Here is a 14,557-nt window from a genome sequence, read left to right on the forward strand (position 1 = left end):
CATTTACGGAAATTGGTGCGGTGCAGCAAACATACCGCTACATGCTCATGCGTATGGTTAAATGCGGAAATGAACACGCCAGCGCCTTCGCCACGCCCCGTTCCCGTCTCACGTTCGGCCCGTCTGAGCGCCGAGGATTGGGCCCAGGCCGCGCTGGACATGGTCGCCGAGCAGGGCGTGGCCGCGGTGGCTGTCGAGCCGTTGGCGCGCCGCCTGGGCGTGACCAAGGGCAGCTTCTATTGGCATTTCCCTTCGCGCGATGCGCTGCTGCAGGCCGCACTGGAGCGCTGGGAGATGGTCGAGCAGGAGAGCGTGTTCGGCAGCCTGGAGGCCGTGCCCGACCCGCGCGAGCGCCTGCGGCAGCTGTTCCTGCTGGTCGCGCACGAGGCCAAGTCGCACATTGTCTATAGCGAGCTGCTCAAGGCGCTGGACCATCCGGCGGTGGCGCCGGTCATCCAGCGCGTCTCGCAGCGCCGCCTGGACTACCTGATCGCCTCGTTCCGCCAGGCCGGCATGAGCCGCACCGATGCCCAGCATCGCGCGCGCCTGGCCTATGCGGCCTACGTCGGTTTCCTGCAGCTGTCGCTGCAGCTGCAACAGCCGCGCATGCAGCACGAGGAGTACGAGGATTACGTCAACCACATGATCGCCGCGCTGATCCCCAATTAGTTTGCGACGGCCTTAAACCTTCCCGCCGCGACACGCATCCGAACTGGCATGCTGACCTCGGCCGTGACCTTCGCCACCGACCCGCTCGCCACCGACGCCACCGAAGTGGACGTCGAACAGGCGCGTGCCGCCGCCAGCGGCGATACCCGCGCCTTCGAACAGCTCTATCGACGCCACGTGGGCAAGGTGCATGGCGTGATCATGCGGCTGGTCGGCGGCCATGGCGCCCGCGCCGAGGACCTGACCCAGGAGACCTTCGTGCGGGTGTGGCGCGCGTTGCCGGAGTTCCGCTTCGAGAGCGCGCTGTCGACCTGGCTGCACCGCATGGCGGTCAACACCGCGCTGATGGAACTGCGCAGCCGGCGCGCGGGGCCGCGCTGGGAGGAGGAGGTCGACGGCGACGACGTCGCGATGCTCGACCCGCGCGAACAGGGACCGGCCCTGCGCATGGACTTGGAGCGCGCGATCGCCACCTTGCCGCCGCGCGCCCGCGCCGTGCTGGTCCTGCACGACGTGGAAGGCTGGAAACACGAGGAAATCTCCGCATCACTGGGCATGGCCGTCGGCAGTTCCAAGGCGCAGCTGCACCGCGCCAGACAGCTGCTGCGGGTCCGTCTGGAGGCACACCAATGAACGAACGACACGACGACGATCTCCGCTTCGCCCTGCGCACCCTGCGCCAGGACACGCCGCCCGAGCGCGACCTCTGGCCCGGCATCGCCGCACGGCTGGAACCGCGCAGCGCCGCCGAGCCGGCCGCGCGGACGATGCCGAGCGCGCGCCGCACGCGCCGCTGGCAGCCCTTCGCGCTGGCCGCCGCGCTGGCGCTGGTGGCGGTGATGGGCTGGCGCCTGCAGCCGGGGGGCGTTGCCGATGCCCCGACGCCGACCCCAGCGCCATCGTTGGCGCAGGCGCCCCGCCACGCGCCGCTGCGGGCCGAGGCCGTGCGCATGACGCGCGACTACCAGATCGCGCTGGAGCGGATGCAGGGCGCGCCGATGCCCATCGCCCTGCAGCCCGCGCTGGAGGATCTGGATCGCAGCGCCAGCCAGGTGCTGGAAGCGATCGACCACAACCCGCGTTCGGCACAGCTGCTGCAGACCCTGCGTTACACCTATGACCGCCGCCTGGCGCTGACGCGCCGCGCGGCCCTGAGCTAAAGGCCCCGACCATGCGATCCCTCATCTTTTTCGCCCTGTTGGGCAGCATCGCCGCCCATGCCGGAACGCCCATCAACCAGACATTGCCACTGGATGCGCGTGGCAAGGTCGAGGTGGACAACCTCAAGGGCCGCATCCAGGTGCGCACCTGGGACCGCAACGAGGTCCAGCTGCGCGGCACGCTGGGCGACGGCGTGGAAAAGCTGGACATCGATGCCGATGGCGGCGGCTCGCTCGACATCAAGGTGCGCTATCCCAAGGACGGCGGCTGGGGCGGCAAGTCCCTGGGGCCGACCGACCTGCAGTTGACCGTCCCGGTGCGCGCCTCGCTGGAACTGCATTCGGTGTCGGCCGACATCGATGTGTCCGGCGTGGCCTCCGACGAGCTGTCGATCAACAGCGTCAGCGGCGACGTGCAGGTGGCGGCCGCCCCGCGCGAGGTCTCGGTCAATACGGTCAGCGGCTCGGTCACCGCCACGGTCAACAGCGGCCAGGTCGATGTGCAGACCGTCAGTGGCGCAGTCGACCTGCGCGGCAGGCTCAGCGGCGAAGTCGAGGTCGAGACGGTGTCGGGCAGCATCCAGGTATCGGTCAAGGAAGAGCGCCTGCGCGAGTTGTCCACCAACAGCGTCAGCGGCAGCACCCGCGTGTCCACCGCGCTGGCCCGCAACGGCAAGCTCTCCCTGTCCAGCGTCAGCGGCGGCGTACTCCTGGTCGCGCCGAAGGATCTGTCCGCGCATGTCAGCGGCGAGACCTTCAGCGGCAGCCTCAAGGCGACCGGCGCCACGATCGAAAAGCCCGAATACGGCCCCGGCCGTTCCTTCGACACCCGCTATGGCAGCGGCGAGGGCGAGATCACCCTGGAGACCTTCTCCGGCAACGCCGAGCTGCGGCTGGAGTAACGGCTCTCACGCGTCGAGCGACCCGCAATGCCGGGTCGATCGACGTTCTGCTTCAAGCGTTGCGCTGATCCCGCGCTCGCCCTGCACAAGACAGCAAAATGGCGCCGAAGCGCCATTGTCGGATGCCGTCGTTGGCGCCGCGTCTGCGGCCCTTACAGATCCTGCTCGTAACGCACGTACGGCACGGTGCCGTCGTCGCCGATGGGGGAGTTGGGCGCGAAGGGATTCTTGCCGCTGGTGACGATGTTCTCGGCGCCGACGGTGAGCTGGCCGCTCCAGGGGGTGCGCCAGGTGACGCCGACGCCCAGGCCTTCCCACTTGCCAGGCTGGCCCGGTGCGTCGACGACGCGGCCGATGATGCTGCCGCTGAAGGCGCCGTAGCCGCCGCCGAGGCTGAGGCTTCTGCTGGTCCACTGGTCGGGAATGCTGGTCAGCTCGGAGGCGGGCACCAGCTTGGCATGGGCCACGGTGCCGCCGATGGTGACGAAGCCTTCGCGCCCCAGGTTCTTCTGGCCGAACACGGCCAGATCGTTTTGCTCGAAGCGGCCCGGCGACACGCCGCCGCTGCCTGACATCCAGGCGGGCAGGGTGTCGTGGCCGTTGCCCACGCTCAGCCCGACCTTGCCGCCGGGGCGGCTGAGACTGGCGGTGGCGCTGAGATGCTGGCCATTGTTCTGGCCGTCGTCGTCCAGCCGGGCGACATTGCAATAGGTGATCAGGCTGCTGATGCTGCTGCCGATGCCGTTGCGGCTGTTGCACAGCAGCCCGAGCGACTCGCCCGCGTCCAAGCCGAAGGCCGCACTGAGCGTGTTGCGGCCCATGCGCCAGCGGGCACCTGCGGCGGCTTCGTCGGTGGGTTCCAGGATCAGCGCCCCCTCGACCTGGCCGTTGCTGTTCCAGACCGGCAGCATCGTGGCCGAATTGGCGCGCGTCTGTGCGAACGCGCCCGAGCCCGCCGTGGAGACGGCGAGCATCAGGGCAAGCAGCGTTCGAGAGGTACGCAGGCGCATGGTTCGACTTGGACCGGTAGAACGGGACGAAGTTCCCGCCCAGGCGTCGTCAAGCTAACTGATTTATGTTTATTTAACAAGTCAGCGGGGCGTGAAATCGTGCGGCGGATTCCAGCTCATTGCAGCCGTTCCGAGCCGCTCGCAACCAGCGGCGCGGGCTCGAACAGCGCCTCGATCTGGGCCGGCGTGAACAGGTAGGTCCGTCCACAGAACTCGCAGCGGACTTCCGCCTGGCCGGTTTCGGCCGCAGCCTGGGCCTCCTCGCGCCCAAGCGAGACCAGCATGCTCTCCACGCGCTCGCGCGAGCAGGAGCAGCCGAAATGCAGCGGCCGTTGGTCCAGCACCGACACCGATTCTTCATGGAACAGCCGGTGCAGCAGGGCCGTGGAGGCGGTCCCCAGCAGCTCGTCGCGGCCGAGCGTGTCGAACAGCAGGCCGGCGCGGTTCCAGCCGTCGGCATCGCCTTCGTCGCCGGGCAGCTTCTGCAGCATCAGGCCGGCGATCCGCTCGCCGTCGGCCGCCAGCAGCAGGCGCGTCGGCAGCTGCTCGGAATTTCGGAAGTAACCTTCGAACGCGGCGTCGAGCGTGGGCGCCCCCAGTTCGACCAGACTCTGGTAGCGCTGCGGCTGGCGCGGGTCCAGGCCCGGGTTCTCGATGGTGATGGCCAGCAGGGCGTCCTGGCCCAGGCCGGTCAGGTCGGCCGGCGCATCCTCGGCGTCGTCCAGCTGGACGATGCCGCGCACCGTGCCGGCGGCCGTGCATTCGGCGAACAGCGTGCGCAGGCCACGGTTGGCGCGCAGCTGCACGGACAGGCGCCCATCGATCTTGACGTGGCCGGTGAACAGCGCGACGGCGGCGACGGCCTGGCCGAGCAGGTCGCGGGCGTGCGGCGGATAGTCGGCCGGTTCGAGCAGGTCGGTCCAGGCGTGACGCAGGCGCACGGCCACGCCGCGCACGCCGGCCTCCGGCAACAGGAAGCGGGTGCGCAGGTCGGTGGTGGTATCGGCAGGTGCGGTCACGGCGGGTCCGGGGTGAAGTGAAACGATGGCGCAGGCGGGCCGCCTGGCGCCTTCCTCAATGCGGTCGCCGGAGCCCGTTTCCAAGCCGGGTGCAGCCCTGGCCTGCGGGAACGCGGGGGCGAACGGGTAACATCATCGCGCTTCGTCGCGCCCTTGCCGAGGACTTCCGCCATCGACCCCAAGCCTGTCGTGTCCCGCCGCCGTCGCTGGTTGCGCTGGCTGCTGGCGTTGCCGTTCCTGATCGCCGCCGCCTCCGCGCTGCAGGTGATGGTGCTGCGTTTCGTGGATCCCCCGTTCTCCGCGTTCATGATGTCGCGGCAGCTGGAGGCCTGGGGCGAGGGCGAATGGGGCTTCCACCCGGCCAATGAATGGCGCGACCTGGAGCGGATCGCGCCGGCGCTGCCGCTGTCGATGGTGGCCGCCGAGGACCAGCGTTTCGCCGAACACGATGGCTTCGACCTGGAGGCCATCGAAAAAGCGCGCGCGCACAACGAACGCGGCGGCCGCGTGCGCGGCGCCAGCACGATCAGCCAGCAGGTGGCCAAGAATCTGTTCCTGTGGTCCGGGCGCAGCTATGTGCGCAAGGGCATCGAGGCCTGGTACACGGTGCTGATCGAGTTGTTCTGGTCCAAGCGCCGGATCCTGGAGGTCTACGCCAACATCGCCGAGTTCGGCGATGGCGTGTACGGCGCGCAGGCCGCGGCGCGCCGCTTCTGGGGCACCGATGCCTCCCGGCTCAGCGCGCAGCAGGCGGCCCAGCTGGCGGCGGTCCTGCCCGCGCCGCGCACCTACAATGCCGCGCGTCCGGGGCCTTACGTCTCCCGGCGCGCCGGCTGGATCCAGCGTCAGGTCCGCCAGCTCGGCGGCACCGCCTATCTTCAATCCCTGGAGTGACCATGGCTTTCGACCTGCTGACCGTGGTGGTCGCCGCGCGCAACGAACAGGAAGCGCTGCCGCGCCTGCATCCGCGCCTGCGCGCGGTGCTCGATCGGCTCGATGGCATCACCGGGCGCGTGCTGTACATCGACGATGGCAGCACCGATGCGACCTGGTCGGTGATGCAGCGCCTGGCCGAGCAGGATCCGCTGGTCGAACTGCTGCGCCTGTCGCGCAACTTCGGCAAGGAGGCCGCGCTGACCGCGGGCCTGGACCAGGTGGCCGAGGACAGCGCGGTGCTGATCCTCGATGCCGACGGCCAGGACCCACCGGAGCTGATCCCGCAGTTCGTCGCCGCCTGGCGCGAGGGCCACGACAACGTGTTCGGCACGCGCGTGGAGCGCGACGGCGAAACCTGGATCAAGCGCCTGACCGCGCACGGCTTCTACCGGGTGATCGGACGCCTGTCCAAGACGCCGATCCCGGCCGATACGGGCGATTTCCGCCTGCTGTCGCCGCGTGCGCTGGCCGCGCTCAGGCAGCTGCGCGAGCGCCATCGCTTCATGAAGGGCCTGTTCGGCTGGGTGGGCTATTCGCAGCTGGCCGTGCCTTACCACCGCGAGGCGCGCATCGCCGGGCGCAGCAAGTTCGGCGCCTGGAAACTGTGGAACTTCGCCCTCGAGGGCATCACCAGCTTCTCGACCGCGCCGTTGCGGGTGGCGACGTATCTGGGCCTGCTGGTGGCGGCGATGGCGTTCGTCTTTGCCTTGGTCATCGTGGCGCGCGCGCTGCTGCACGGCGATCCGGTCGCCGGTTGGCCGAGCATGATGACGGTGATGCTGTTCCTGGGCGCTACCCAGCTGATCGCCCTGGGCCTGATCGGCGAGTACCTGGGCCGCCTATACGAGGAATCCAAGCAGCGGCCGCTGTACCTGGTCGACCAGTGGCTGCCGGCGCGGCAGGTGTTCGCGCCGGCGGCAGCGGATGTTCAGCGGGCGTCGCCTGACTGAGCGCGGAGCCGGGACGGCTGGCGCCACGCCGGTCATCCGGGCCGCGACGGAAGCTTGTCCGCACTCGGGAGCGTCGAAGTCCATGGATTCCCGCGTTCGCGGGAATGACAAGGGGATCAAGCGGATTGGGGAGTTACTTGGCGTACTGGCCGCCGCAGTTGGCATCCTCGCCACCGCCCAGGTCCAGGGTCGCCAGCAGCGCGGCCGGAGGCGCGATGCTGCCCAGGGCCAGGGCCACCGCGCCGCGCAGGCCCAGCTTCTTCAGGTCCGGGTGGAACGAGGGATCCTTGAAGGTGCCGCCGATGTCCAGTGGCGTGCGGAAGCTCAGGATGCTGCGGTCCTTTGGCCGGGGCCGCAGGACCAGATCCAGCGATTCGTCCTTGAGGTTGATCGAGCCGTCGCCGAGCACGATCGTGTCGGTGGTGTCGAAGGCCATCGCGCGGGTCTGCATCAGGCCGTCCTTGATGCCGAAGTCGGCGAACGCGCAGCGGATCGGGATCTGCTTGTCGCGGTCGAACAGATAGCCCAGCGATTGCGTCACGTCCAGGCCGGCCAGCTCGACCAGCAGCTGCGGCAGATGTCCTTTGCCCATGCCCACGCCGAACTGCCCGTTGGCGTTGGCCGCCATGTCGGCGATCGAGTTGCCGGTGGTGTCGATGTCGATGCCGCCGCCGATGCGACCCACCGCGTCCTGCGTCAGCTTGACGTTGGGGAACAGCTGGCCCAGGTTGAGCGTGCGCACCGCGATCTGCGCGCGGGTGCGGATGACGGGCTGGCGTGCGTCCATGCGGATGTTGGAGCGGAGCTCGCCGCCGGCCACGCCGAAGTTCAGCGGCTGCAGCTGCAGCAGGCCATCGTTGAGCACCAGGTGTGCGTCCATGTCGTCGAGCGGGAGCTTCGGGGCGTTGATGCGGGTCGCCTTCAGGCGCACGTCCGCATCCATCGAGCGCAGCTTGGACAGGTTGTAGTGCTCCTGCGGCAGCACGCGTGGACTGGCGGCGAGCTTGGCGGCCTGCGCTTCCTGCTTCGCGCTGCGCGTTTCGTCCGAGCCGCCCTTGGATGGCGCGTTGACGAAACCGGCCAGGTCATCGAAGTCCAGGCGCTTTGAGACCAGGTCCGCCTGGAGCTTCAGGCGCGGCCCGCCGACGGTGACGGCTGCCGAGCCGCCCAGGTCGCTGTCGCCGACCTTGCCGGCGAACCGGTCGTAGTGCCAGACGTTGCCCTCGCGGGTCAGGGTGCCGTCGATCGCATAGGGCGGCGTCTCCGGCAATGCCACGCCGATCAGCGGGTAAAGATCGGCCAGATCCTGGCCGGACAGCGCCATGCGCAGGTCGAAGCCGCCCAGATGCAGGGGATCGATCAGGGTGCCGCGGGCATGCGCCCTGGTGGCGCCCGCCGCGGCGTTGAGGTCGATGCGATACGGGCGCTCGCTCTGCGTGAGATCCAGCGGCGACTGGATGCGTCCCTTCAGGGTGAAGGCGTTGGCGCCCCAGCGTCCTGCGCCGGTCAAGTCGATCGGTGGCGCACGGTACTGGGCATCTGCCTTGCCACTGCTGGCCTGCACGCGCAGGTCGGTCTTGTTGGGTGGATCGAGATAGTGCAGGCGCAGCGCATCGACGATCACCGCGCCGAAGCGCACGTCCATGCCCGAGTCCTGCGACGGCTCGTCGCTTTTGAAGTTCCAGTTGCCGCCGCCCTGCGCGGTGGTGCGATTCTGCAGCTCAACGACGGGCTGGGTGATGCGGATCGCGGGCAGCGACACGCTGCGGTGGAACAGCAGCTGCGGCACGTCCACGTCCAGCTCCAGGCGCTGGACGGTCGCCATCTCCGGAGCGGTCTCGAGCGCCCAGTCCGCATTGGCGAGGCGCAGGCCGTCGGCGCGGATGGTGCTGATCCGGCCCAGGTCCACGTCCAGGTTGCCGTCGATATGAAAGGCACGCCCGGTCTTGGCCGATACCATGCGCTCGACTGGCCCTTTGAACCAGTTCCAGTCCCAGAAGATGATCAGCAGCACGATCAGCACTGCGACGATCCCCAGTGCCGTCAGCACGGGGTGGGCGCGGACGAAGGGGCGCGGCGGGGTCTCGGCGGGCGTCATGGGCCCTACTATCGGCAAGCCGGGTGTTCACGTTCCGCGAAGAACGCGCCGCCGGCCTGGACGCGCGCGGGCGGTGTCAGCCGCCGTGATGCAGGCGCGGCACCAGCACCTGACCGGTCACGGCGATGAAGTGGCAGACGCTGCCGACCAGGACGAACAGGTGCCAGATCGCGTGGAAATAGCGCACCGAATCGCGCTGGTAGAAGTAGGTGCCCAGCGTGTAGAACAGACCGCCGGCCAGCAGCCAGCCCAGCGTGAAGGCATCGACCGATTTGAGCAGCGGCTCGATCGCGACCACCACCAGCCAGCCCATGACCACGTAGACGATGGTCGACAGCAGCTTGAAGCGGCCGGTGTAGAACAGCTTGAACACCACCCCGATCACGGCGATGGTCCAGATCGCCGCGAACAGGCCCCAGCCCCATGGCCCGCGCAGCCCGATCAGCGTGAACGGCGTGTAGGTGCCGGCGATCAGCAGATAGATCGCGCAGTGGTCGAAGATCTGCAGCCGCGCCTTGGCCATCGGGTGCTGGATGGCGTGGTACAGCGTGGAGGCCACGTAGAGCAGCAGCAAGGTGCTGCTGAAGACGATCGCCGTGCCCAGCTGCCAGGCGTCGCCGTAGAGCGCGCTCAGGGTGATCAGCACCGCGCCGCCGGCCAGCGCCGCCACCGCGCCCAACCCATGGGTCAGGGCGCTGGCGATCTCGTCACGCAGGTTGGTCTCGGGATGCGCCTGCAGAGCCATGGTGCGGACTTTATCGCACCGCGATGATCGTGGTGCGTCGCAGCAGTCGCGGCGACGCACGCTGACCGGGACGGATTCAGCAAAACCGAACGCGAGCCTGCGCGCGGCTCAGCCCGCATCCAGCGCGCGGGCGTGTTCGCGGGTGGCCGAGAAGCGCACGTCCGGCGCGCGTTCCTGCGCCAGCTGCAGGTTGACCCGGGTCGGCGCCAGGTAGACCAGCTCGCCGGCGGCGTCGATGCCGAGGTTCATCGCGTTCTTCTCGCGGAACTCCTCCAGCTTCTTCGGGTTGTCGCAGTGCACCCAGCGCGCCGTGGTCACGCCGACCGGCTCGAAGATCGCATCGACGCCGTACTCGTCCTTCAGACGATAGGCGACCACATCGAACTGCAGCACGCCCACGGCCCCCAGGATCAGGTCGTTGCTCATCAGCGGGCGGAAGAACTGCGTGGCGCCTTCCTCGCTCAGCTGCGCCAGGCCCTTCTGCAGCTGCTTGAGCTTGAGCGGATCGCGCAGGCGCGCGCGGCGGAACAGTTCCGGGGCGAAGTTGGGAATGCCGGTGAAGCTCAGGCTCTCGCCTTCGGTGAAGGTGTCGCCGATGGAGATCGTGCCGTGGTTGTGGATGCCGATGACATCGCCCGGATAGGCCTCGGCCGCGATCTCGCGGTCGGAGGCCATGAAGGTCAGCGCATTGGCCAGCTTCTGCTCCTTGCCGCTGCGCACGTGGAAGGCCTTCATGCCGGCGGAGAACCGGCCCGAGCACACGCGCATGAACGCCACGCGGTCGCGGTGCTGGGGATCCATGTTCGCCTGGATCTTGAACACGAAGCCGGTCAGCTTGTTCTCGGTGGGCTCGACCTCGCGGCCGGTGGTGGCGCGCGGCTGCGGCGAGGGCGCGTGTTCGACGAAGAAATCCAGCAGTGGCTGCACGCCGAAGTTGTTCACGCCCGAGCCGAAGAACACCGGCGTCTGCTGGCCGGCCAGGTACGCCTGCGGGTCGAAGCCGTGGCTGGCGCCCTGCACCAGTTCCAGCTCCTCGCGCAGGTCGGCGAGCATCTTCTCGCCGATCTTCTCGGCCAGGCCCGGCGCATCGAGCGAGGCGAAGATGGTCGAATCCTGGCGGGTGAAGTTGCGACCGGGTTCGTACAGGTGCACCTCGCCGGTGAGCAGGTGGACCACGCCCTTCAGGCGTTGGCCCATGCCGATCGGCCAGGTGACCGGCGCGCACTGGATGCCCAGCACGGTCTCCACTTCGTCCAGCAGCTCGATCGGGTCCTTGCCTTCGCGATCGAGCTTGTTGATGAAGGTCATGATCGGCGTGTCGCGCAGGCGGCACACCTCCATCAGCTTGATCGTGCGCTCCTCCACGCCCTTGGCCACGTCGATGACCATCAGCGCCGAGTCCACCGCGGTCAGCACGCGGTAGGTGTCCTCGCCGAAGTCGGCGTGGCCCGGCGTGTCGAGCAGGTTGACGATCTTGTCCTCGTAGGGGAACTGCATCACCGAGGAGGTGACCGAGATGCCGCGCTCCTTTTCCAGCGCCATCCAGTCCGAGGTCGCATGGCGCGCGGCCTTGCGGCCCTTGACGCTGCCGGCCATCTGGATCGCGCCGCCGAACAGCAGCAGCTTCTCGGTCAGCGTGGTCTTGCCGGCGTCGGGATGGGAAATGATGGCGAAGGTGCGGCGGCGCGCGGCTTCGCGGGAGACATCGGACATGGTCGTCGCGCCCGGGCGGGCGCGCAGGGAATCGAAGGAGCCGGCAAGTATAACGGGGCGGCCCGGTCGGCTTCAGCCGGCCCAGGGCCTACCCGGGGAATGCGGGCAGGCCCTCGTAGCCGGCGATCTCCTCTCGCGCCAGCAGCGCGGCCAGCTGGGTGGCCGAGGCGCGGTCCATCGGCGCCTCGTCCACCACCGACAGCGGCGCCTGGCGCAGCGCCTGGCGCGGCAGCACGGCGATGTCGAAGCCGATCCCGTCGGCGACGAAGACCCAGACGGTGACGTCGGCGGTGCGCTGGCGGTCCATGCGCAGCCGGCGCACGCGCGCGTCGGCCGGGATGCGGTGGTCCTCGAGGAAGCGCGCCACCGCCTCCTCGTCGTCGCTGTGCAGGTGCAGCTGCACCGGCGACTGCGCGTCGGCCGTGCCGTCCAGCACCGGGCCGACCAGGCGCGGGGCGAAGCCGGCGAAGAATTCCATCGCCTGCAGCGCCGCCTCGCGTCGCGCCCGCAGCAGGCCGGCATGGTCGGGGCCGGCGAACAGGCGCTGGTACTCGCGCAGCGCCTCCTCGATCTCCCGGTTGCGCGGCAGCGAGGCATCGTCGGAGATGCCCAGCCGGCTGGCCGCCTTGAGCTTGGCCTGGCGGTAGTCACGGATGCCGCTTTCGGCGATCAGCCGCGCGGCCTCGTGGGCCAGGCGGCGGCGCCGTTCGGCGGTCTGGGTCTGCGCGTGCTGGCGAGCGTGATGCATGGCGGACCCCTCGGGTTTTGAGGCTCGAGTGTGGAGCAGCGAGGAGTGAGTGGGAAGTGACTGGCCGTGCGCCTTCACCTTCGTTCGCTTCCCGCTGTCTCCGCGCTCAAACCTGGTTCAGAAGATGTCGAACGCCGCCTCGTCGGTCGCGTTCTGATCCTGCAGGCTGTCCTCGCCCTGCATGCGCTCCAGGTCCTCGACCTTGATCCACTCGGTCGCGCCGTTGCGGCTGACCTGGACCATGCCTTCGGGCGGATCGTTGGGCGTGATCGGCTTGTCCTTCAGGGCCACGCGCATGTAGTCGATCCAGATCGGCAGCGCGGCCTTGCCGCCGTACTCGCGGTAGCCCAGCGAGCGGAAGTTGTCCTTGCCGACCCACACCGTGGTCACATAGGGCCCGGCGAAGCCGGAGAACCATGCGTCGCGGTGATCGTTGGTCGAACCGGTCTTGCCGGCGGTGTCGGCGCGCCCCAGCACCTTCGCCGCGGTGCCGGTGCCGCGCTGGACCACGTCGCGCATCATCGAGACCAGCTGGTAGGCCGTGCGTTCGTCGATCGCGCGCGGCGCCACGTTGGTGCCCGGCGGCGGCGCCTGTTCGTCGGCAGGCTCGGCCTTGGAGGTGGCCAGCGGCTCGGCCTTGGCCTGCGGGTCCTGGGCGGGGCCGAAGTTGAAGCCGTCCACCACCTGGCTGGGTGCCGGGGCATTGGCGCCGTGGCGGCCGCAGCTGCGGCAGGCCACGGCCGGATTCTCCTTGAACACCACCTTGCCGTCGCGGTCCTTGACCTCGTCGATCAGCCAGGGCGTGACCAGCGAGCCGCCGTTGGCCAGCACCGCATAGCCGCGCGCCACCGACATTGGCGTCAGCGAGGCCGAGCCCAGCGCCATGGACAGATTGGGCGGCAGCTCGGCCTCGTCGAAGCCGAACTGGGCGATGAACTTGCGCGCGAAATCCACGCCGATCGCATCCAGCAGCCGCACCGAGACCAGGTTCTTGGACTTCACCAGCGCCTCGCGCAGGCGCATGGGGCCGTCGAACTTGCCGTCGTCGTTGCCCGGACGCCAGACATGGCCGCGCCGGTCGCGGAACACCACCGGCGCGTCCAGCACGATCGACAGCGGGTTGAAGCCCTTCTCGAACGCGGCCGAATACAGGAACGGCTTGAAGCTGGAGCCCGGCTGGCGCCGCGCCTGTGTGGCGCGGTTGAACTTGTTCGCCGCGAAGCTGAAGCCGCCGACCAGGGCGCGGATCGCGCCGCTGTTGGCGTCCAGCGACACCAGCGCCGACTGCGCCTGCGGCAGCTGGTCCAGCGTGTAGACGTACTCGGGCTTGGCCTCGGTCATGGGCCTGGTCTTGTCCTCGGCGTCCTTGTCCTTACGTTCGGCGCCGATGCGCACCAGGTCGCCGCGCTGCAGCAGCCGGCCGGGTGTCTTGCCGGTCCAGCGGCTGGCGCTGGGGCCGAGCACGATCTGTTGCGCGTCGCGGGTCACCACCGTGGCGCTGTCGCCGCTGGTGGAGGCGACGATCACCGGATCCAGCCCGCCCTCGGACACGATCCCGGTCAGGTGCGCCGCCAGCGATTCGGCATCGGCATCGCCGGTCACCTCGAAATGCTTCTCAGCGCCGCGCCAGCCGTGGCGATGATCGTAGGTCGCCAGACCCGTGCGCACCGCCTGGTCGGCGGCCGGCTGCAGCAGCGGATCGACCGTGGTGGTGACGTGGTAGCCCTTGTCCAGCACTTCGCCGCCGAACCTGGACACCATCTCCTGGCGGACCATCTCCGCCACGTAGGGCGCGTAGACGTCGATCGGGCGCTCGTGCGGGGCGGCGTGCGGCGGCTCGGCCTTGGCCGCCGCGGCGTCGCTGGCGCTGATGTAGTGATCTTCCAGCATCCGGTCGATCACGTAGACGCTGCGCTGGTGGTTGCGCACCGGGTTGCTGATCGGGTTGCCGCTGGAGGGGAACTTCAGCGAGCTGACCAGCGTGGCCGCCTCGCCCAGGGTCAGCTGGTCCAGCGTCTTGCCGTAATAGAACTCGGCCGCCGCGGCCACGCCATAGGAGCGGTTGCCGAAGAAGCTCTTGTTGAGGTACAGCTCTAGGATCTGGTCCTTGGTGAGCATCCGCTCGATGCGCATGGCCAGCAGCATCTCGGCCAGCTTGCGGGTGTAGCTGTACTCATTGCTCAGGAAGAACTGGCGCGCGACCTGCTGGGTGATGGTGCTGCCGCCGGCCACGCGGCCGTCCTTGGTCAGCGTCTGCCAGACCGCGCGCGAGATGCCGGTCGGGTCGATGCCGCCATGTTCGTAGAAGTTCGAGTCCTCCGCCGCCACGAACGCACGTTGGACGTTGACCGGCACCTTGCTGATGTCGACCGGGTAGCGGCGGGTCTCGCCAAAGATTCCGATCAGGCTGCCGTCATTGGCATAGACGTACATCGGCTCCTGCAGCTGCACATCCCGCAGCGACTGGATCGATGGCAGTTTCGACGAGATGGAGTAATAGAAAAAGCCTAGGATGACCGCCCCGGCCAGGGCGCCGGCCAGGCACAGGAGCAGCGCCCAGCGGAGCAGGCGGCGGAAACGGGACATCGGGAGGCTTCCGATTGCACA

The 14,557-nt window shown here is 68.9% G+C and carries 12 protein-coding genes and 1 pseudogene; 6 read left to right on the plus strand and 7 right to left on the minus strand.

Annotated features, from left to right (window positions below):
- The first annotated feature begins 69 nt into the window (after nucleotides 1–69).
- From LAJ50_RS06360 to LAJ50_RS06375, 4 genes are read left to right on the plus strand one after another with little or no spacing between them, the layout of a single operon-like run.
- Entirely contained in the window at nucleotides 70–669 is a 600-nt protein-coding gene (locus tag LAJ50_RS06360; protein WP_130551661.1) for a TetR/AcrR family transcriptional regulator, read from the plus strand.
- A gap of 48 nt (nucleotides 670–717) precedes the next feature.
- Entirely contained in the window at nucleotides 718–1,302 is a 585-nt protein-coding gene (locus tag LAJ50_RS06365; RefSeq protein WP_130551662.1) for a sigma-70 family RNA polymerase sigma factor, read from the plus strand.
- Nucleotides 1,299–1,829 (plus strand): hypothetical protein, encoded by a 531-nt coding sequence (locus LAJ50_RS06370; RefSeq protein ID WP_138654518.1) that lies wholly within the window; start codon nucleotides 1,299–1,301, stop codon nucleotides 1,827–1,829. Before LAJ50_RS06365 ends, LAJ50_RS06370 begins: the two co-directional genes overlap by 4 nt.
- 11 nt (nucleotides 1,830–1,840) lie before the next feature.
- A complete protein-coding gene (locus LAJ50_RS06375) occupies nucleotides 1,841–2,731 on the plus strand; it encodes a DUF4097 family beta strand repeat-containing protein (RefSeq protein ID WP_138654516.1) in 891 nt (296 codons plus the stop codon).
- Between the two features lie 152 nt (nucleotides 2,732–2,883).
- Here the strand turns inward: LAJ50_RS06375 and LAJ50_RS06380 are convergent, their stop codons facing one another.
- Both LAJ50_RS06380 and LAJ50_RS06385 read right to left on the minus strand, forming a co-directional pair.
- Nucleotides 2,884–3,741 carry a hypothetical protein gene (locus LAJ50_RS06380; protein WP_130551665.1) on the minus strand — a complete coding sequence of 286 codons (858 nt, stop codon included), beginning with the start codon at nucleotides 3,739–3,741 and terminating at the stop codon, nucleotides 2,884–2,886.
- A gap of 188 nt (nucleotides 3,742–3,929) precedes the next feature.
- Nucleotides 3,930–4,730 (minus strand): annotated as a pseudogene (locus tag LAJ50_RS06385) (Hsp33 family molecular chaperone HslO); the annotation flags it as partial.
- Nucleotides 4,731–4,913: 183 nt separating this feature from the next.
- On the opposite strand from LAJ50_RS06385, the gene mtgA reads away from it, so the two are divergent.
- Both mtgA and LAJ50_RS06395 read left to right on the plus strand, forming a co-directional pair.
- The gene (mtgA, locus tag LAJ50_RS06390; protein WP_138654514.1) at nucleotides 4,914–5,654 is read left to right on the plus strand and encodes a monofunctional biosynthetic peptidoglycan transglycosylase; all 741 of its coding nucleotides are present in this window, start codon (nucleotides 4,914–4,916) and stop codon (nucleotides 5,652–5,654) included.
- Nucleotides 5,655–5,656: 2 nt separating this feature from the next.
- Entirely contained in the window at nucleotides 5,657–6,646 is a 990-nt protein-coding gene (locus LAJ50_RS06395; protein WP_130551668.1) for a glycosyltransferase family 2 protein, read from the plus strand.
- Nucleotides 6,647–6,779: 133 nt separating this feature from the next.
- Here LAJ50_RS06395 and LAJ50_RS06400 read toward each other — a convergent pair whose 3' ends face one another.
- The 5 genes from LAJ50_RS06400 to LAJ50_RS06420 form a co-directional block, all read right to left on the minus strand.
- Nucleotides 6,780–8,744, minus strand: coding sequence for an AsmA family protein (locus tag LAJ50_RS06400; protein WP_130551669.1), 1,965 nt, complete (start codon nucleotides 8,742–8,744; stop codon nucleotides 6,780–6,782).
- 76 nt (nucleotides 8,745–8,820) lie between these two features.
- Nucleotides 8,821–9,489, minus strand: a complete 669-nt coding sequence (locus LAJ50_RS06405; protein ID WP_130551670.1) for a hemolysin III family protein — start codon at nucleotides 9,487–9,489, stop codon at nucleotides 8,821–8,823.
- 108 nt (nucleotides 9,490–9,597) lie between these two features.
- Nucleotides 9,598–11,202, minus strand: a complete 1,605-nt coding sequence (locus tag LAJ50_RS06410) for a peptide chain release factor 3 (RefSeq protein ID WP_138654512.1) — start codon at nucleotides 11,200–11,202, stop codon at nucleotides 9,598–9,600.
- A gap of 88 nt (nucleotides 11,203–11,290) precedes the next feature.
- A complete protein-coding gene (locus LAJ50_RS06415) occupies nucleotides 11,291–11,950 on the minus strand; it encodes a hypothetical protein (protein ID WP_130551672.1) in 660 nt (219 codons plus the stop codon).
- Nucleotides 11,951–12,067: 117 nt separating this feature from the next.
- The gene (locus LAJ50_RS06420) at nucleotides 12,068–14,536 is read right to left on the minus strand and encodes a penicillin-binding protein 1A (protein ID WP_138654510.1); all 2,469 of its coding nucleotides are present in this window, start codon (nucleotides 14,534–14,536) and stop codon (nucleotides 12,068–12,070) included.
- Nucleotides 14,537–14,557 lie beyond the last annotated feature (21 nt).

This window comes from Pseudoxanthomonas sp. X-1 (assembly GCF_020042665.1).
Taxonomy (GTDB): domain Bacteria; phylum Pseudomonadota; class Gammaproteobacteria; order Xanthomonadales; family Xanthomonadaceae; genus Pseudoxanthomonas_A; species Pseudoxanthomonas_A spadix_A.